Below are 19,114 nucleotides of genomic sequence, written 5' to 3' on the forward strand. Positions count from 1 at the left end.
CGCTCACGCTCGCTCGATAGAATTCAGCGGCCGCAAGCTGCGGCGCGAAGGGAGCCGTCCGCCGACATGGATCAACCGGCAGAGCGCGTACGACGCCGACTGGTGTATGCCGTCGAAGGCCCCCGCGCGGTGGTGGACGACCACGTCATCCACGCGCTCTCGGCGTTACGGCCGCTGATGGACGACATCGTCGTCATCGCGCCGGACGCGCTCGAAGTCGCCCAGCGCCAACGCCTTCGCACGATCTGTGACTCGATCGCCGAGCCCGCGGCATCGGTGTTCCAACCGACCGACTACCGCGATGCGATCCGACAGCGCGCGGACGAGTCGGGGCCCGCGCACGAGGTGATCCTGAGCGGTGACTCGTGGTTCGGACCCGTCTCGGACTTCTCGGCGGTGATGAACCGCATGGACGGGGTTTCCTGCGCAGCCTGGCAGCTCGTCGAGAACGCTCATGGTCATCAGCCGGAGTCCTTCCCCGGCGAGGGCTTCCCGCTGCTGACCGCGCCCTGGGTGTGGACGGTTCTGCGCGAGGAGGCACAGAGCAGCGAAGCCCTCGAAGACTTCTGGGCCTCGCACGCGGAGCTTCCGCACGACGCGGAGTACCTCCTCCCTCGTGCGCTGCGTGAGGGAGGGCTGGCAGTCGAGTTCGCCTTTCCCGCGTCTGCTTTCCGTAGTGGCGACCCGCTCGTCTTCAGTGCGCATGCGCTGTTGAACGCGGGGTGCCCTGTCGTAGGCAAGGCGCAATTCCGGCTCTTTCCCCCGTATCTCGACCAGCACGCGGTGATCGGGCGGGAGGTGCTGGCGCGCCTGGACGAGGACGGTTTCGCCACGGGCCTGGTCCGACAGAGCCTCGCGCGGACGGTCCCCCCGAAGGCGCTCAACACGAATGCCGGCATGCTCGACGTCCTGCCTCTGCAGGCACGCCCCGACACGTCAGCCGTGGACTCCCTCGCCATCCTCGTCGTCCTGCACGTCAGCGAGTTCGTCGGACTCGACGAGGTGCTGCAGGCGATGCGGAACGTTCCCGCTGGATACGACCTCCTGGTCACCGCGGGAGACGGCATGACCGCCGCACAGGTGCAGGCCCACCTGGAGGAGCGCGACGACCTCGGTTTCGGTTCGCTCGAAGTGCGCGTCGTGCCGCCCGGCCCGGGCCGCGACATGAGCGACTTCTTCGTCGGCTGCCGCGATGTGCTCCTCAACGGCGGGCATGACATCGTGATCAAGCTCCACAACCGGCCATCGCCGCGGAAGACCTTGAACCTGCGCCGCTACTCGCGGCGATACCAGCTCGACAACCTGCTGGGCAGCCGCGGGTACGTGGTCAATCTCTTGCAGTTGTTCGTCCGCGAGCCGGGTCTGGGCCTCGTCTTCCCCCCGATGGTCCACATCGGCTTCGGGACGATGGGGCGCGGATGGGCCGGTCTCGAAGGGCCGACGAAACGACTGTTGGACAAGCTCGGCATCCGAGTCCCTGTGGATGCCGTCTCGCCGCTTGCACCATACGGCGGCATGTGGGTGGCGCGTCCTGACGCACTCCGCAGAATGGTCGAACCGCGATGGCGGCACGCCGACTACCGTCGCGGAAAGCGTGATCGCGAACTCGCGCACGTTCAGGAGCGGACCGTCGTGCTGGCTGCCGCCGAGGACGGGTTCCACGCGCGAACCGTGCTGACGCCGGAGCACGCCAGCATCAGCCACACCGCGCTTCAGTTCAAGACCGATCAGGTCTCGATGTCTGTTCGTGGCTACCCGATCGATCAGATCCGATTCCTTCACGGTGCCGGCGGGATGGGATTCGGCGGCCCGGTGGCGTTGTTCCGCATGTACCTGCGCCTCAACCACTTCAGCGTGGCGCGGCGGCTGCTGCCGGTCTACTACGCGGCACGCCGCGGGTACGGTGTGGTGTCGCGCGTCAGGCGCATGGTGTCGCGCGGTCTGCGACGCGGGGAGGAGACGGAATGAAGACTGCGGAACTCGTGAACTTCCCGGCCCGCGCGGCTGCGGAGTTCCCCGAAGGCGGGAAGCGCGCGCTGATCTACGTCGTCTACGACCGTCGCGGAGACGTCGAGGCGTACATCCCTTATGCGCTCCAGCAGCTGCGCGCCCATTGCGACCACGTCCTCGTCGTCGTCAACGGCCTCCTCACCGATGCCGGCCGCGACGCGCTCGAGCCCGTCGCCGATGAGATCCTCGTGCGCGAGAACCGCGGCTTCGACATCACCGGTTACAAAGAGGGCCTCGAACACCTGTCCGATCGCCTCGCTGATTGGGACGAGGTCGTCCTCGCGAATGACACGTGGTTCGGACCGATCGGCGATTTCGCCCCGCTCTTTGAGCGCCTGGACAAGCGGCCCCTGCACTTCTGGGGAATGACCGACCATCCACGTGTCGAACCGAACCCCTTCACCGGGGACTCGTATCTCGCCTACCACCTCCAGTCGTACTGGATGGCGGTTCGGCGCGACATGTTCCTATCGGACGAGTGGGCCCAGTACTGGCGCGATCTGCCCTCGCTCGACAGCTACTCGGACGCGGTCGCCAAGCACGAGGCGGTCTTCACCGAGAGGTTCGTCGACTGCGGTTTCGTCGCGGAGGTCGCGTTCCCGAGCCTGACCGACAAGATCGAGAACAATGCCGTGCTCTACGCGCAGCAGCTCATCGAGGCGGGATGCCCGACGCTGAAGAGGCGGCCGTTCTTCCAATGGCCGCCGTTCATGGACCGGCTCTCGGTCATCGGCCGGTGGACACTCGAGGCCGCTGAGCGTCGCGGGTATCCGATGGAGCTGATCTACCAGGATCTCGCGCGAAACGTCGAGCCGCAGACACTGAACGCGGATGCCGCGATGCTTGAGGTGCTCGCGGAGGAGGATGACGGAACGTACGACCCCTCCCGTCCGCTGCGCACCCTTGCGGTCGCCCACATCTACTACCCCGAGATGACCGACGAGATCATGGATCGAATCGACACCCTTCCGGGTGCGTACGACCTGATGATCACGACCCCGGAGGAGGACCGCGCCCGTAGCATCCGCGATCATCTGTCTCGGCGTGCCGCGCGGGGCTCGGTCGAGGTGCGGGTGCTTCCCTCGAACAACGGCCGCGATCAGGCCGCGTTCCTGATCGGCTGCCGCGACGAGCTGCTCGACGGGGGATACGACCTCGTCGTGAAGGTGCACTCGAAGAAGACGCCTCAGGACTCCGACAACGTCGGACGTCACTTCAAGCTCCAGCAGTTCGAGAACCTGCTCTTCTCGAGCGGCTACACCGCGAACCTCGTCGCGCTCTTCCAACGCGAACCCGGCCTGGGCATGGCCTTCCCCCCGGTCGTGCACATCGGGCATCCCACCCTGGGGCACGGGTGGTGGGCGAACAAGCCCGGTTTCCTCGAACTGATGGCGAAGATGGGCGTGCGCGTCCCCGTCGACGAGGGGACGCCGCTCGCGCCCTACGGATCGATGTTCTTCGCCCGCCCCGAGGCGCTGCGTCGCCTCGTCGAGCAGCCGTGGGACTACGACCAGTTCGGCGGCGCGGAGGCGTACATCGACGGCGGGCTGGCGCACATTCTGGAACGTGTCCCCGCGTACGTCGCGGGCGACGCCGGGTACCACACGCGTACGGTGACGTCACCCGACTACATGGCCGTCAGCTACACCGCGCTGGACTACAACTTCGATCAGATCTCGGTGACGCTACCGCCCGCTTCGACGATGGAGCAGATCGAGTTCCTGCGCCGGGCCGGCGAGTTCGAATGGGGAACATTCCGCGATTTCCTGAAGATGTACGCCAGGCTGCACCGGCCCCAGCAGGAGGATCGCCTCCTGACGGCATACGACCGATCGGTGGTGTGGCGACGACGGGTCAGGCGGATGCTGCGTCCGCTGCGACGTCGCTAGCGCCGCTGGCCGCGTTCCGGCGCCGTGCGCTCGCGCAGCGCCGTCTCGAGCAGCGTTGTGGCGCGAGCGTCGAACGAGTGCAGGTGCCGGATGTCTGTCGAGATGAGCTCGGCCGCCTCTCCGGACGGGAAGACGTGCTGCGGGTCTTGCCGCAACAGATCGAGAAGCTCGGGAACGGTGCGGTACGTGCGCACCATGCCCCCGAACAGCTCGTCGATTCCCTCGACGTCGTCGCTGATGGCACGTCCGCCCGCGGCGACGACGTCGAAGAGCCGGTTCGATATGAACCCGGATGCCTGCATCGCCGGCCAATGGTCGTTGAGGACGAGGCGCGCGCCTTCGTAGAGCTGGGGAAGTTCGGCGTTCGCCACCCCCGACGCGACGACGGACGACGCGGGGATCCAGCCCGTCCAGTCGGGGCCATAGACGTCGACCTGGATGCCGGCGCGGATCGGCTCGATGACGGAGGGGCGCGGGATGCCGCGGGCCGTGCCGACGAACACGATCCGGTCCGTGTCTGCTGCGCCCGTGGGGTGGAAGCGGTGCACGTCCGTGCACTGCAGCAGCGGCTCGATCGGCCCCAGCGATCCGGCCGTCGACCGGATCCACTTCTCGGAGGCGGCGAAGACGTGGTCGAACGCGGCGGTCTCGTCGCGTGTCAGCTGGTCGGGGTGGCTGATGATCCACAGCAGCGAGATAGCCGATCGGTGGGGATCGATCCGCTCCGGTCCGCGCAGGACGACTTCGACGTCATCGAGATGGTGTGACGGCCGATTACGGGCCCCGATGGAGTCGATGACGACATCCTGTCCCCGGCGCCGGAGCGCATCGGCGAGCCCGCGCGCGAAGTGCGTGTCGCCCCACCACTCCGCGCCGAGTCCGGCTGGAGCAGCGGTCTTGAGCGCCCATCGCAGCCGCGGCGCCCCTGATCGAGCCGCGGGCGCGCGGCGTCTGAGTCGCGCGTCGTCGTCGTCGACCGTGGCCAGGCCGATACGGGCGACCAGGTGGTCGAGGTCGTCGGTCATGCCCCGGGCCGCCTCGACCCGCGCATGCGCCGGCAGATGATGCTCAGGGGAGATGACCCACGCGTCGGTGCGGACCTGGGCGGTGTCCGGCATCGGCGAGGTGCCCACGGTTACGGCGAACGTCGACGAGGCGATGCCGTCGACGGACACGCGCTGCCCGAGTCCGCGCGCATCCTCCGCGGGGTGTCCGAGCAGGAGCGGATGCAGCCGCGGCCCGCGCCGCACGAGCCCGCAGTTGATCACGACGCCGTCGACATCGAGGACGAGGGGCGACGTGATCCCGGCATCCATCTCGGCGAGGGTGACGACGCTCTCGGTCGTGATCTCGTCACCAGGCCCGCGGACGATCAGGCGAGAACCGGGAACAATCCGATCCGTGGCTCCGCTGACGACGGAGGACCGCGGCTCGTCGGCGATGACGAGTGTTCCGATGGTGCCGGCTGAGGCGACTACGGCCGGCAGCCAGGCATCCGGTCGTTCGCCATTGACCGCAAGGACGAGACGAGCACCGATGCGGCGACTCGCCTGAGTGGCCGTGGCCAACGTCAGGCTGAAGTCGCGCTCGTGCCCGGCGAGGCGCCACAGGAGGACGACGGGGCTGGATGCGAGTTCCGCGAGGTCGCTCTCGCCCGAGATCCGCCCTGCTCGGGACAGCGCTCGGGTCACGAGAGCCGAGATCCGGTCCGCGCGCATCTGCGCACGATCGCCCGGGAAGCCGAAGGCCAGGGCTGATCCCGCTTGCAAGCCGCGCCAGGCGTGACCGAGCGGACCGGCGGGGTCATCGGAGGACTCGGGGTGGGCGAGAGCGTAGCCGGGGGCGTCCCACAGCAGGCTCGTCCGGATGCGGCGGCGGTCGTTCACCAGGTACGCGTACAGCGCCGGAACCCTCCCGGCGTCGGAGAGCTGCATCGACACCATCTGTTCCGAGAACAGCGGGTTCAGGACGAAACCGTCGCGGAAGCCCCGGCGGACGTAATGTCGCACGGCGGCGCGTGGGCTCAGGCCGGGCCGCTGGGCGGAGACGGCGACCGGGTCGACGATGTCGGCACGGTTGATGGTCCGCGCCCACCAGACCCGGTCGATGCGACGGATGATGGGGCCGCCCCACCAGGAGTCCCGGACGTCTCGCACGCGCGAGCGGGCGACCGCGGCCGCGCGCCGGATCATCGTCCGGACGATGGTGCCGGGCGACGCGGCGCGGGGCGTCACCGACCGCGCTCGAGGACCTCGAGCAGGTACGTTCCGTATCCGGACTTCACGAGCTTCGCCGCGCGGTTGCGCAGTTCGTCGTCGGAGAGGAACCCCTGACGCCAGGCCACCTCCTCGGGAACGCCGATCCGCAGCCCCGTCCGCCGCTCCATCGTGCGCACGTAATCGCCGGCGTCGGTCATCTGATCGAAGGTGCCGGTGTCGAGCCAGGCGGTTCCGCGGGGGAGGACCTCGACCTGCAGCTTGCCCCGTTCGAGGTAGGCGCTGTTGATGTCGGTGATCTCGTACTCGCCGCGGGGCGAGGGCTGAAGGTTGCGGGCGATGTCGATCACATCGTTGTCGTAGAAGTACAGACCCGGCACCGCGAAATTGCTCTTCGGCTCGCGGGGCTTCTCCTCCAGCGAGACGGCGCGACCCTCGTCGTCGAACTCCACCACGCCGTACGCGGAGGGCTCGCCCACCCAGTACGCGAAGACAGCCCCGCCGTCGACGTCGGCGTAGCGCTTGAGCTGTGAACCGAGGCCCGGACCGTAGAGGAGGTTGTCGCCGAGGACGAGGGCGACCTTGTCGTCGCCGATGAAATCCGCTCCGATCGTGAACGCCTGTGCCAGCCCGTCCGGGGACGGCTGCTGCGCGAACGTCAGGGAGATGCCGAACTGCGTTCCGTCGCCCAGGAGCCGCTCGAAGAACGGCGCATCGTGCGGCGTCGTGATGATCAGGATGTCGCGGATGCCCGCGAGCATCAGCGTCGACAGGGGGTAGTAGACCATCGGCTTGTCGTACACCGGGATCAACTGCTTCGAGACGCCCAACGTGATCGGGTGCAGGCGCGTGCCCGAACCGCCGGCGAGAATGATGCCCTTCATGGTGGTCAAGTCTGCCAGACCTACAATTCAGGTCTCACCGGAGGGGTGTCCTGGCTGCGAGGCGAGGTCGAACGCCAGTAACCCGGTTCGCGCATGCGTATCGACCGGGCAAAGCCGATGCTCGAATCGATCCCGTCCCGTGGGAGCTCTCGCTTAGTGACCTTGCGGCCTTTTCTCCACCCGTCGATTCGGCCGCGGAGGGAGGCGACATCGCGTCGCAAGACGAGCCGGGCAGTGCACACGATTGCTTCCGTCGCCAGTGCCCGGATCATGTGGCGCGATCGCAATACGTCGTATACGCGCAGGGTGTATCCGCGTGCGAAGCCCGACAGGTAGCGCTGGCGACGAGACTCTCGGCCAGCGGAGGCTCCGCCCAGATGAACGCCGAGCTGGTGTGGGATGGCGACTGCAAGCCAGCCGGCGGCACGCAGCCGGTACGCGAGATCCAGTTCTTCGCCATACATGAAGATGTTCTCGTCGAAGGCTCCGACCTCTGCAAGCGCCGCTCGCCGATAGACGGCGACAGCTCCATACGGGCCGAGAAGGCGTGGCTCACTCGGATCTGTGGCGGACAGATCCGCTCCATGGAATCGAACGAAGCCGGCGCCGGTGACGTCGGCGACGATTCCGAACGAATCGACGGTGCCGTCCGGTGCGCCGAGAATCGGGCTCGCACTGCCGACACGCGGGCCTCGCTCGTCGAAGGTGGCTACCGCGGTTTCTACGGCGTTGGCGCCCAGCTCCACGTCGCTGTTGACCAGCATGACCAACTCATTCTCGCCAGCAGCGATGCCGACGTTGCAGCTGCGAGCGAAGCCGAGGTTCTGCGGGTTGCGGATGAGGCGCACCCGAGGGTAGGTCGCGGCGATCCGTTCCGGAGTGTCATCCGGCGACGCGTCGTCGACGACGATGACGTTCGCCTGGATGGTCTGCGCGAGGGCAGCGGCGATGCACGTCTCGACGAATTCCCATCCGCCATGAACGGGGATGACGATGTCGACTCTGGGCCTCGCGTGCGCCATCATCATGCTTCCTCCCGCACCAATCGTTGCAATGCTGTGGTCGTGCGCCGTAAGAGAAGCGCTGTCGAGATGGTCTCCGTCGCGGCGTAACCAAGTGCGACGCCAAGCGGGCCCCACAGTGACGCTCCGATCAACATCGCCGGAACGCCGACGACGGTTGCTGTCAATGTCGCCCGCATCACGCTCCTCTGCTCGGCTGCGGGAAAGAGTATGTGACGGGTCATCGACGTCCGCAGCGAGTACATCGCGAACGCGAAGCCGAGTGCGAAGCAGACACCTACCGCCGCGGCGTTGGGGCGACCGAAGATCATCGCTGTCACCGGCGGACCCGCTAGGCCGAGCACGACGGTGCCGAGCAACCCGAAGCCGCCATGCATCGTGAGCGCGATCTTCAGTCGCTTGCCGCGCTCACTTCCCCGCACCTCGGCGGTCCACGATTGCAGGGCGTTCGCGAGCGTGAGGGGAAGGAACTGACCGAGCTTGGCCAGCTTGTCCGCCGAGGCGAAGCCCGCGGCGGCGGAGCCAGAGGCGATCGTGTTCACCAGGGGCATCGGCACGGAAGAATATGCGCCGAGCGCGCCGTCATTCAGGGCCACGGGCGCACCGACGCGGAAGAGGCCGGGGACCTCGCGCAGCGGAGGCCAGGGCGAGGGGTACCGGCGCAGGAGACCCAGGGTGTAGGCCGCGGTACCGATCAGAGTCACGAGGATGCCGGCGATCGGATAGACCTCGACGGGAACCCCGTTCACGATCGCGAGCATCGCGACCACCGCGACGCACAAACGCGGAATCGCGTCGTAGAACAAAATAGAGCGCGGGTCGCCGACGCCGACGGCGAACCAGGTGAAGGAGAGACCGATGAGCGCGCCCTGAAGGCCCATCAGCGAAGCGAGGAGAGCATGCCCCGGGGCCGCGATGACCGAGCAGAGGACGATGAGTAGCGGCAGGGCGACCACGGACATGGCCAGCCGCACCACGACAGCGTCTCTGTAGAGCCTGCCGCGACGAACGTTGTCGATCGTTCCCGCGATGAGAGCCGGCCCGACCGTCGTCCAGCCGTAAGCGACGGCGATGGCGGCGAACGTTCCCACTGATTCTCCGGCGATAGCGCTCGCCCACCCGTCCTCGCCCGCGGAGCGCGACACGGCGGGCAGCACCACGAGGGGAGAGACGGCGGCGATTGCCGGGATCAGCGTGAAGCCGAAGAGACGCGAGCGGAGACTGCTGGTCTCACTCATGAGTGCGCGCCGTGTGCAGTTCGGATCGCAGAACCGCCGCGACAGCCTCTGCTGCGGCGTCCCAGTTGAATCGTTCGGCCCACGCGCGGCCCTCGGACCGACGCCGGTCGCCCGCGGCGCGGTCGAGATCGAACGCACGGGAGATCGCTGCGGCGAAGGCTGTCGGATTCGTCGCGTCCGCGTAGAACGCATACTCACCGCCCACCTCGTGCAGGACGGGCACGTCGTTGGCGACCACGATGCATTCTGCCCGTAGCGCGTCGACGACCGGGAGTCCGAAGCCCTCGACGAGAGACGGGCAGGCGTACACGCCGGCAGCCGAGTAGAGCGATGCCAGCTGGTCGTCAGACACCCAGCCGGGAAGCACGACGTCGGCGTCGAGGCCGCGCGCTGCCACGGCCGGCGTGAGGGGGTCGTCGGGTCCGCCACCGACGATGACGGAGCGCGGACGCTGATCGGGGGACAGAGCCGCGAGGGCGTCGAGCAGGCCGACGAAGTTCTTATGCGGCATTCGATTGCCCGCGCTCAACAGCAACGGGCGGCTGGCGTCGATGCCGAGCGGCTCCAGAGATTCCCATGGATTCTCGACGGTCCGAGGTTCGGCGCTCCCATTGTGCACCACGCTGATCCGCGCGGGAGGAACGCCGAGGTGTCGGGCGATGGCGGACGCCGCAGCATCCGACACGGTGAGAAGGCGGTCGGCGCTCCGCGCCGTCCTGGTCATCAGCCATGCCGTAACGGAGCGGGCGAGGCCCGCCAGCCCCGATCCGCGGACTTCGTGATAGATCACGTCATGCACTGAGACGATCCGGCCGGCTCCTCCACGAGTCAGGGGGCCGAAGTTCGCGGGTGACCAGATCAGATCGGCGCCGACGCGGCGGGCTGTGCGATTGACAGCCACTATCTCTCCCGCGGCCCACGTGGCACGGCCGCCGCCCACCCAGCGGATCGTCTCGACCGGTCCGGGGAAGAATGCGGTCACTCCCACGATCCCGGCCCGACCGGTCAGTGCGATGAGCTCGACTCCCGGAAGATGCTCGTGCAGCCGGGGGAGCAGCTCCCGCACGTACGTCTCGGTGCCTCCCCGGCCACCGGTATAGCCGAGGAGATCGACGAGGACGCGCACGGGTCAGCTCTCGATGACGGCTTCGGGCTTCTGCTCGCGGCGCGGCGTCGTGAGCACGCCCGAGAAGAAACTCATCATGACCGTCTGGAACCCGAGGATGATGCCCAGGGCGCTGGGGATCGCGATGCGGACGGCCTGCGCAGCATCCTGTGTGCCGAAGTCGATGCTGCCCCACCGGACCACCTGGACGACGCCGATCACGACGCCGAGCAGGAAGAGGCCAAGGCCGATGAGCAGACCACGCTCGGCCGACCACTTAGCCACGATCGCCCGATAACGGGCACTTGTGGGGAGGAAGCCCTCCTGGGTCGCGTAGAGCTTGGTGAGCCAGAAGAAGAGGAGGGATTGATACCCGAGAACCGTTAGTGCGCTGGCGTAGACCATCGTCGTGACATCGAACCCGATGCCGGCCACCTCGATCCCACCGAATGCGAGAACCGCGACGGTGACGGCTCCGAGGAAGAACGCGACGAGACCCGGGTAGACGAAGAGCCAGCGCGGAGCGAACAGCAGGAGGAACCGGAGGTGACGCCACCCGTCATGCCAGCTGCGCAGGTGCGGGGGACGCGATCGGCCATCTTTTTTGAGCGTGGTGGGAACTTCTTCGATGCGGTACTTCGACAAGGACGCCCTCACCACCATCTCGGACGCGAACTCCATGCCCGTCGTCTGCAGAGCGAGGTCGCGGATGCGGTCGCGATTGAATCCGCGCAGACCGCAGTGGAAGTCGCGCACGTTCGGCCGGAAGAAGAGCTGACCGATCGTCGAGAGCACGGGGTTGCCGAGATATTTGTGGAGGGGAGGCATGGCGCCCGGAGCGATGCCTCCAGCGAAGCGGTTGCCCATGACGAGGTCGGCGCCCGCGCGGAGCCGCTCGACGAACGGCTCGAGGTTCTCGAAGTCGTAGCTGTCGTCGGCGTCGCCCATGATGATGTAACGCCCGCGAGCGGCTTCGATCCCATTGATCAGAGCGGCGCCGTACCCACGACGGGGGGCGGGGGACACGCGAGCGCCGAGCCGGGTCGCGATCTCCTGGGATCCGTCGGTGCTGCCGTTGTCGGAGATCAGCACTTCGCCGCTGATTCCGGTACGGGCGAGGAAGCCCTGCGCCTTCCGGATGCAGACCTCGAGTGTCTCCGCCTCGTTGAGGCACGGCATCAGGATCGTCAGCTCGATCTCGGGCTGGTCGTTCACAGAGGTCCTTCCTGCGCGGAGGCTGAACGCGCCCCGCGGGTCTTCTTTCGGGCGCGGTCGAACGCCGCGAGGATTCCATCCACGGTACGCCCGATCGTGCGGGTCCGCACGGCGTCGTCGTACCAGGCACGCGTGCTGTGTCGGAGGTCGGCCCCGCCGCGCAGGACGGTCCGGATCGCCCCGCCCAGCGATGCTGGGTCGATGTCGGGGGCGATAGCGCCATTGACCCCGGGGCTGACGAGCTCGATGGCGGCGTTCGATGGGTCCGCGACGAGGACGACGGGAGTGCCGGATGCGGCGGCTTCCACCACGACCAGACCGTAGCCTTCGCGGCGAGACGGATTCACGAGCACGGCAGCCGTACTCATGAGCTCCGTCAACGTCTCCTCTGAGACGAACCCGGGACGCTCGCTCCAATCGGCGCCGTTGACCGCGCGGATGGCCTCATCGATGGCCGCGCTCTGCGGCCCCTCGCCGAGGATGACGAGTCTGAGGTCGGGGAAATCCTCGCGGGCGACAGCGATGGCGGCGGGAAGCGCCTCGACTCTCTTGTCGGGGATGTGACGCCCCGCGTAGAGGACGAAGGGAGGGTTCGCGACGGGTGCCGGTTGAGACGACGCGTCGGCCGTGCGATCGTCGATCAGTCCCGGACTGAGGAGGAGTTCTCCGCGGAACCCTTCCGCCCGGAGGCGGTTCGCGCTCAACTGCGAGTGGCAGGTGGCGATGGGCGTCACCGCGATAGCTAGCCGCTGGAGGCCCCATGCCACGTTGCCCATGAGTCCGCCGGCGTATTCGATCCACTGATGCCTGCCCCACACCTCGAGGTAGTCGACAGCCAGGGGCGTTCCGGAGCCCAGCAGGGCCAGACGTGCAGCGAAGACGTTGAGCACGGGCAGGCCGCTCACGAGGACGGCTGAGTAAGCCCGACGCCGGCGGAGGAGCGATCGGAAGAGTCCTGCGGCGAATCGGGCCGCGGCGCTGATACGGCGAACGCCTGAGGCGTCGTGCAGAGTCAGTTCGGGCGTGATCTCTCGGACGGCGAACGATTCGCGCGGGGGGTTCGCATCGTTCCACTGACGGGCGGTGAGGTACTCGACGGATTCGCCGCGACTCACCATCGCCTCGGCGAACGCGCGGTACTGCCGTTCACCGCCGCCGGTGGTGTACGGGAAAAGGCAGTCGTAGGCGACTGCGACGGGTCGAGCACCGCTCATCGATCGCACCCGACGACGCGGTAGAGCTTCGCGTCCGAGCCCTCCGAGTCGATCAGTTCGAGGGACACCGCCGGAGGGAGGTTCTGGATGCCGTCGCGGTCGACTGAGGCCGCCGGGTTGTTCCAGACGTTCTGTGCGCCGAAATCGAGGACGTAATCGACGCCGAGCGCGTCGATGGCCTCGCATACAAGGGGATCGGAGTCGATATTGCGGAGGTTCTCGTCCAAGTAGATCTCATCGGCGTCGCGCGAACCGAAGATGTGCTTCTCGACCACCTCGCGACCGGCGACGGCGTATGCCAGCGAAGTACCCGTCCATGGGCTTCCGGCGATGAGCGCATCCGCCGGAGTCGTCTCATCCAGACGCTCGAGAAGCCGCTGTTCTTCGATCGAGAGAAGCGGGGAGGTCGAGTCCATCATGTGGACGGTGCGTGTGTCACCTGCGACCCGGAGAACGTTGGGCCCGATGCCCACGGAGAAGATCGCGACGGTTGCGGCGGAAGCGGCGACCACCGACACCGCTGCAGGTGCTTGCCACCGTGACAGCAGATACCGCGCTCCATCGACGATCACGACCGCGCCCAGTGTCGCGACAGGAATTCCTGCGACCGGAAGGAGCGCGGCGAGGCGGAACGAGTCGTTGTACCAGGGGTTGGTGACCATCTCGCGAAGAACATTGTTGACGCGGGTCCCGGAGACCAGCACGAACAGGAAGCATGCGACGACGTAGGGCAGGGCGATCGGGTGGAGCCTCGGCCGCCGGACGATCGCGATCAGGCCTACGACGACGAGGACCGAAACCGTCACCGTGACCGGATAGGCGCGGGGCGACAGTAGGAGGGCCTCCCCGGATGCCTGTGCCGTGCTCTGCCAGGGGCCCCATCGCGACATCTCGTAGTTCGTGCGCGAGAGGCGCCAGAGGCCAGCGCCGGCCACCAGGATCGCGACGGCGAGGGTTCCGTTGAGCACCCAGGTCCGACGGGTGGGGTCTGCCATGGTCCGCTTTGCCAACTCGGCGACCGCAAGCACGGCTCCGAATGCGAAGAGCGCGAGGAAGGCGTTCGGGTGCGCAAGGCCGATCCCGGCGCAGAGCACGAGAAGCAGAACTGACCATCGCGCCATGTCGCGAACGGAGTCGGCTCGCAGGAGCCAGATGACGACCGCGACACCGGCCGGCAGGACCGCGTAGGCAGACACGTTCGGGTAAAGGACGCCGAAGAAGAACAGCAGCATCGGGAACGCCCCGAACCCGGTGGCGAGAGCTGCCGCCGAGATGTGAGCCGCGGTCCGGCCGCGGAAGAAGGCTCCCGCCAGTGCGATGCACGAGGCCGGCCATGCGATGGCGCCGATGGCGATGTTCGCGGCGGTCACGGCGACGGGTGTCGTGACACCCGTCGACAGCGCCGCAAGCGAGACGAGACTGTGCCAAGCGTTGGGATAGAACGGGATATCAGACGTGTCCCCGATGTGGAATGCCGAGGCGTCCGCTGTATCGATGGCGTAGGCCGCCGTGTTGAGGTGCACGATCGCATCGAACGTCTGCGAGATGTTCTCGGGCCGCCCGAACGCCCACACCAGCTGACTACCGACGACAGCCGCAGCGATCACGAAAGCGGCCATCGGTGCGAGCGCCCGCCACAGGCCGCGTGGTGCAGCGTTCTGTGGCCCGACCCAGCGACGGAGAGCGAAGGCGACAGCCACCGCTACCAGGGTCAGGAGCGCGAGCGGAATCGGCGACCACGGCAGTCGAATGATGGGAGCGATGGTCGCGGAAACGGCAAGCAGCGCCGTCGACACGGCCGGTGCGACGAAGAGCAGAGAGATGCGCGAAACGCCCCATCCGGCGATGAGGACGGCAAGGCCGGGAAGGATCATCGCCATGGCCGCGATGAGAAACGGCGGTATCGCGACATACCATTCCTGGAGCATCGTGATCCACCTTCTCGAATGACACCAGTGAAACATCGTAGCCGACGCTCTCTTTGGGCTTCCCATGCTCTCCTCAGGCCCGCGGGGCGGCTCGCGTAGAATCACACGATGCCCCTTACCGGGCTGACAGGCTTCTTCCTTGCCCCGAAACGAAAGCGTTCGCCCCATGGACCTCCTCATCGTCGGCTCCGGCTTCTTCGGCCTCACCATCGCCGAGCGTGCCGCGGCATCCGGTCGCAAGGTGACGGTCATCGACCGACGTCACCACATCGGCGGCAACGCCTACACCGAGAACGAGCCGACCACCGGCATCGAAGTCCACAAGTACGGGGCCCACCTGTTCCACACCTCGAACGCGACGGTGTGGGAGTACGTCAACCGCTTCACGCAGTTCACGAATTACGTCCACCGCGTCTATACGACCCACAAGGGCGTCGTGTACCCGCTTCCGATCAACCTCGGAACGATCAACCAGTTCTTCCAGGCGGCGTACACGCCCGGTGAGGCACGCGACCTCATCCAGGAGCTCGCGGGCGAGTTCGACCCGAAGCAGGCGAACAATCTCGAGGAGCGCGCCATCGGTCTGATCGGCCGTCCGCTCTACGAGGCGTTCATCCGGGACTACACCGCGAAGCAGTGGCAGACCGATCCGAAGGAGCTGCCGGCCGAGATCATCTCGCGCCTGCCGGTCCGCTACACCTACGACAACCGCTACTTCAACGACACCTGGGAAGGCCTTCCGGTCGACGGCTACACCGCCTGGCTCGAGCGCATGGCCGACCACGCGAACATCGAGGTGAAGCTGAGCACCGACTTCTTCGACGAGTCGCAGCCGCTGAACAAGAAGGCGACCGTCGGCCAGGTGCCGATCGTCTACACCGGCCCCGTCGACCGCTACTTCGACTACACGGAGGGCGAGCTGTCGTGGCGCACCCTCGATTTCGAGCAGGACGTCCTCGACATCCCGGACTTCCAGGGCACGAGCGTCATGAACTACGCCGACGCCGATGCGCCGTACACCCGCATCCACGAGTTCAAGCACTTCCACCCGGAGCGCGCCGACCGGTACCCGACGGACAAGACCGTCATCGTGCGGGAGTACTCGCGCTTCGCGACCCGCGCCGACGAGCCGTACTACCCGGTGAACACGGCCGACGACCGCGCCGGACTGCTGGCGTACCGCGACCTCGCCAAGGGCGAGCAGGACGTCCACTTCGGTGGGCGCCTGGGCACGTACCAGTACCTCGACATGCACATGGCCATCGGCTCGGCGCTGTCGATGTGGAACAACCACCTCGCGTGAGGACGTCGTGGGTTCGCTGACGGACCGCGTGAGCGGTATCGCCGGACCGAGGACGGAGACGGACCGCTGGGGGTACCGCGCCGACATCGACGGTCTTCGGGCCGTCGCCATCCTGCTGGTCGTGACCTACCACGTCTGGCTCGGGCGCGTATCGGGCGGTGTCGACGTCTTCCTGATGCTGTCCGCGTACTTCCTGACGCGTACGTTCCTGCACCGCATCCACACCGGAGCACCACCGGACATCGCGCGCCGGCTTGTCGGGACGTTCCGGCGTCTTCTGCCCGCCGCCGCGGTCACGCTCGTGCTCGTCCTGCTGCTGGTGCGCCTGTTCTACCCGGCGACGATGTGGCGGTCGCTCTGGGAGCAGACATGGGCGTCATTGCTGTACGTCCAGAATTGGGTCCTCGCGGCTGACGCGGTCGACTACTACAACCGCGGCGAGGGGCTCAGCCCGCTCCAGCACTTCTGGTCACTCTCCGTGCAGGGGCAGGCGTTCGTGCTGTGGGCCGTTCTCTTCGCGCTGTGCCTGCTGATCATTCGGCGATTCCGGCGGTCTCCGGATGCGGTCGTCGCGGTGGTGTTCGGCGCGGTCTTCGTGATCTCGTTGGGGTACTCCGTCGTACGCACGGATGCCGCGCAGCAGCTGGCGTACTTCGACACGGGGGCTCGCCTGTGGGAGTTCGCTGCGGGGTCGTTGCTGGTCGTCGCGCTCCCGTACCTGCGGCCCGGGCCCGCCTTGAGCACGGTCCTCGGCTGGACGGGCATCGCCGGACTGCTCGCCTGCGGGGTCGTCCTCGACGTCGAGGGCGGCTTCCCGGGGTACCTGGCCCTCTGGCCGGTCGTGTGCGCGGCGATGGTCGTGGTCTCGGGCACTGGAGACGCCGGTCACGGGCCCGCTCAGTTGCTCGCGTCGCGCCCCCTCCGGCTGGCCGGCCGTGACGCGTACGGTCTCTACCTCGTGCACTGGCCGATCCTCGTCACGTGGCTCGTCGTCCGCGAACGCACCGAGGTCGGTCTGGTCGGCGGGCTCGCCATCGTCGTCGCCTCCATGGTGTGCGCGCGACTGCTGACGTTCGCCGTGGACCACCCCGTGCGGCAGTGGCGCCGGGCCGAACGCGGCGTCATGCCGTCTCTCGCGGTGGTCGCCGTCGCTGCGCTCATCGTCGTCGTTCCGGTCGGGACGTGGCAGGGCATGACCGCGTACCGGGAGCAGAGGGCCGCCGAACAGCAGCTCATCGCGAACCCGGGTGCGCACGTGCTCTTCGACGAAGAGATCTCCGAGCCCGACGTGGCACTTCCGATGATCCCGCTCGCGACCGCGATCGAAGACGAATGGGTTCAGCTCGAGCTCGAGTGCAGCGGCCCGCGCGCCGTCACCGACGACATCTTGCACGGTTCGTGCTTCGAGATGCCGGGTACCCAGCGCGCGAGCGAGCTGATCGTGGTGATCGGAGACTCGCACGCGCAGCAGATGACGGCGGCTCTGGTGCCGGTCGCCGAGCAGCGCGGCTGGGGCGTCATCACCCTCGTGCGCGGTGGCTGCGCCATGGGCCTGGACGATCCCGGGTTCGATCCCGACTCCTGCCCGCAGTGGCGCGAAGCGGCGATCAGCCATGTGGAGGCGATCATGCCGTCGGCGGTCATGACCGTCGTCACCGCCGCCGACGCGGGCGACGAGGACGAGCGCCTCCGGCCGGGGATCGAGCGGTTCCTCGACCGCATGGACGCCGCCGGCATCCCGATCATCGCCGTGCGCGACAACCCGAGGTTCGGTTACGACATGTTCGGCTGCGTCATCGAATCGGACGACCCGGACGGTTGCTCCATGCCGCGCGGCAGCTCGTTGGCCGCTACGAATCCGGCACGGATCCTGCAGCGAGAGAGCATCACGCACGTCGATCTGACCGAGTGGATCTGCCCGGACGACGTCTGCCCCGCCGTGGTCGGCAACGTCGCGGTTTATCGCGACGACAACCACCTCTCCAGCTCGTACGCGCGCACCCTCGCGCCGGTACTGGAGGCTCAGCTGGGGGAGCGCTGGTGACCCGCGCCCTCCGCGGGCGGTTCACAGACGCCGCGCTGTATCGTTGGTCGTTGTGCCTGGCGAATCGAATGGAACTCCGCTGTGACCGATAGCGCTCTCGCTCGCTTCGAACGCCTCGAACACGAGCCACTCGCCCCGATAGCCTCAGGAACGGGCTTCGTCGCTTCGGTCAGAGCGGTCTGGGCTCATCGACAGTTGCTGGCGCTGCTCGTGCGGCGCGACATCAAGGCGCGGTACAAGGACAGCGCGCTCGGGCTGCTCTGGGTGCTCATCAACCCGATCGTCCAGCTCACCGTCTACTACGTCGTGATGGGGCAGTTCCTCGGGGCTGCGCGCGGGATCCCCGACTTCGCTATCTACATCTTCTCCGGCTTGACCATCTACGCCTTCTTCTCCGAGATGCTCTCGGGGTCCACGGGATCGATCGTCGCCAACTCGGGACTCGTGAAGAAGGTCTACGTACCTCGCGAGATCTTCCCGCTCGCCAGTATCGGGTCGGCGATGTTCACGTTCCTGGTGCAGCTCGCCGTCCTGATCGCGGCCTGCTTCATCCTCGGGGTTCCCCCCTTCTCCATGGGGTTAATCTACTTCGTCCCCGCCGTCGGCCTCATCATCGTCTACGGTCTCGCCACCGGCCTCTTCCTCTCCGCGCTGAATGTCTACCTCAGGGACGTCCAGTACCTGACCCAGGTCGTGCTGATGCTGGCGATGTGGGCATCGCCCATCGTCTACGCGTGGACAATGGTCAATCGCGTCTTCGATGAGTTCGGCTTCCCCGCCTGGCTTCTGGAGATCTACACCAACAGCCCCCTGACGCTCGCGGTGCTCGGATTCCACCGTGCTTTCTGGGTCTCGGGCTCACCGGCCGACTATCCCCCTCATCTGGCGCTCCGAATGGCGATCGCATTCGTGATCGGGCTCGTCCTCGTATGGGCATGCCAACGCCTTTTCGCCCGCCTACAAGGCAACTTCGCACAGGAGCTCTGACCGACGTGACCGAAAACAGGTCTACATCTCCCCAGGATCGACCGACCGGGCCCGACGTC

At 67.2% G+C, this 19,114-nt stretch carries 13 protein-coding genes; 5 read left to right on the top strand and 8 right to left on the bottom strand.

Translation table 11 applies throughout. The features are described from left to right. Nucleotides 1-66: 66 nt before the first annotated feature. Complete coding sequence (locus C3481_RS14895; protein WP_103843101.1) at nucleotides 67-1,968, top strand: rhamnan synthesis F family protein; 1,902 nt, start codon at nucleotides 67-69, stop codon at nucleotides 1,966-1,968. Continuing rightward, entirely contained in the window at nucleotides 1,965-3,899 is a 1,935-nt protein-coding gene (locus C3481_RS14900; protein WP_103843103.1) for a rhamnan synthesis F family protein, read from the top strand. The genes C3481_RS14895 and C3481_RS14900 overlap by 4 nt, the downstream gene beginning before the upstream one ends. On the opposite strand, the gene C3481_RS14905 is transcribed toward C3481_RS14900, so the two are convergent. The 8 genes from C3481_RS14905 to C3481_RS16595 are packed head-to-tail and all read right to left on the bottom strand — an operon-like array spanning nucleotide 3,896 to nucleotide 14,673. Beyond that, entirely contained in the window at nucleotides 3,896-6,091 is a 2,196-nt protein-coding gene (locus tag C3481_RS14905) for a glycosyltransferase (protein ID WP_137750613.1), read from the bottom strand. The two genes, C3481_RS14900 and C3481_RS14905, sit on opposite strands and share 4 nt — an antisense overlap. A 38-nt stretch (nucleotides 6,092-6,129) precedes the next feature. Next, entirely contained in the window at nucleotides 6,130-6,999 is an 870-nt protein-coding gene (rfbA, locus tag C3481_RS14910; protein WP_103843107.1) for a glucose-1-phosphate thymidylyltransferase RfbA, read from the bottom strand. A 20-nt stretch (nucleotides 7,000-7,019) separates the two neighbouring features. Continuing rightward, nucleotides 7,020-8,027, bottom strand: a complete 1,008-nt coding sequence (locus C3481_RS14915) for a glycosyltransferase family 2 protein (protein WP_103843109.1) — start codon at nucleotides 8,025-8,027, stop codon at nucleotides 7,020-7,022. Continuing rightward, on the bottom strand, nucleotides 8,024-9,259 hold the full coding sequence (locus tag C3481_RS14920) for a lipopolysaccharide biosynthesis protein (RefSeq protein ID WP_103843111.1): 1,236 nt from the start codon (nucleotides 9,257-9,259) through the stop codon (nucleotides 8,024-8,026). Before C3481_RS14920 ends, C3481_RS14915 begins: the two co-directional genes overlap by 4 nt. Beyond that, nucleotides 9,252-10,385, bottom strand: a complete 1,134-nt coding sequence (locus C3481_RS14925) for a glycosyltransferase family 1 protein (protein ID WP_103843113.1) — start codon at nucleotides 10,383-10,385, stop codon at nucleotides 9,252-9,254. Before C3481_RS14925 ends, C3481_RS14920 begins: the two co-directional genes overlap by 8 nt. Nucleotides 10,386-10,388: 3 nt before the next feature. After that, on the bottom strand, nucleotides 10,389-11,579 hold the full coding sequence (locus tag C3481_RS14930) for a glycosyltransferase family 2 protein (protein WP_258039140.1): 1,191 nt from the start codon (nucleotides 11,577-11,579) through the stop codon (nucleotides 10,389-10,391). After that, a complete protein-coding gene (locus C3481_RS14935; protein WP_181021951.1) occupies nucleotides 11,576-12,793 on the bottom strand; it encodes a glycosyltransferase family 4 protein in 1,218 nt (405 codons plus the stop codon). The genes C3481_RS14930 and C3481_RS14935 overlap by 4 nt, the downstream gene beginning before the upstream one ends. After that, complete coding sequence (locus C3481_RS16595) at nucleotides 12,790-14,673, bottom strand: DUF6541 family protein (RefSeq protein ID WP_181021952.1); 1,884 nt, start codon at nucleotides 14,671-14,673, stop codon at nucleotides 12,790-12,792. The genes C3481_RS14935 and C3481_RS16595 overlap by 4 nt, the downstream gene beginning before the upstream one ends. Before the next feature lie 214 nt (nucleotides 14,674-14,887). Here C3481_RS16595 and glf point away from each other — a divergent pair, with 214 nt between their 5' ends. The 3 genes from glf to C3481_RS14950 all read left to right on the top strand — a co-directional run bounded on the left by glf (nucleotide 14,888) and on the right by C3481_RS14950 (nucleotide 19,055). Further along, nucleotides 14,888-16,024 carry a UDP-galactopyranose mutase gene (gene glf, locus C3481_RS14940; protein WP_103843117.1) on the top strand — a complete coding sequence of 379 codons (1,137 nt, stop codon included), beginning with the start codon at nucleotides 14,888-14,890 and terminating at the stop codon, nucleotides 16,022-16,024. 7 nt (nucleotides 16,025-16,031) lie between these two features. After that, nucleotides 16,032-18,068, top strand: a complete 2,037-nt coding sequence (locus C3481_RS14945; RefSeq protein WP_181021953.1) for an acyltransferase family protein — start codon at nucleotides 16,032-16,034, stop codon at nucleotides 18,066-18,068. 195 nt (nucleotides 18,069-18,263) lie between these two features. After that, the gene (locus C3481_RS14950; RefSeq protein WP_258039141.1) at nucleotides 18,264-19,055 is read left to right on the top strand and encodes an ABC transporter permease; all 792 of its coding nucleotides are present in this window, start codon (nucleotides 18,264-18,266) and stop codon (nucleotides 19,053-19,055) included. Nucleotides 19,056-19,114: the final 59 nt, after the last annotated feature.

It is taken from the genome of Microbacterium sp. Ru50, from assembly GCF_002920555.1.
GTDB lineage: Bacteria > Actinomycetota > Actinomycetes > Actinomycetales > Microbacteriaceae > Microbacterium > Microbacterium arborescens.

Bases quoted from the DNA above. Each gene is read 5' to 3' on its own strand.
- C3481_RS14895 (WP_103843101.1), top strand. From the start codon at position 67: ATGGATCAACCGGCAGAGCGCGTACGACGCCGACTGGTGTATGCCGTC.
- C3481_RS14900 (WP_103843103.1), top strand. From the start codon at position 1,965: ATGAAGACTGCGGAACTCGTGAACTTCCCGGCCCGCGCGGCTGCGGAG.
- C3481_RS14905 (WP_137750613.1), bottom strand. From the start codon at position 6,091: ATGATCCGGCGCGCGGCCGCGGTCGCCCGCTCGCGCGTGCGAGACGTC.
- rfbA (WP_103843107.1), bottom strand. From the start codon at position 6,999: ATGAAGGGCATCATTCTCGCCGGCGGTTCGGGCACGCGCCTGCACCCG.
- C3481_RS14915 (WP_103843109.1), bottom strand. From the start codon at position 8,027: ATGATGATGGCGCACGCGAGGCCCAGAGTCGACATCGTCATCCCCGTT.
- C3481_RS14920 (WP_103843111.1), bottom strand. From the start codon at position 9,259: ATGAGTGAGACCAGCAGTCTCCGCTCGCGTCTCTTCGGCTTCACGCTG.
- C3481_RS14935 (WP_181021951.1), bottom strand. From the start codon at position 12,793: ATGAGCGGTGCTCGACCCGTCGCAGTCGCCTACGACTGCCTTTTCCCG.
- C3481_RS16595 (WP_181021952.1), bottom strand. From the start codon at position 14,673: ATGGCGATGATCCTTCCCGGCCTTGCCGTCCTCATCGCCGGATGGGGC.
- glf (WP_103843117.1), top strand. From the start codon at position 14,888: ATGGACCTCCTCATCGTCGGCTCCGGCTTCTTCGGCCTCACCATCGCC.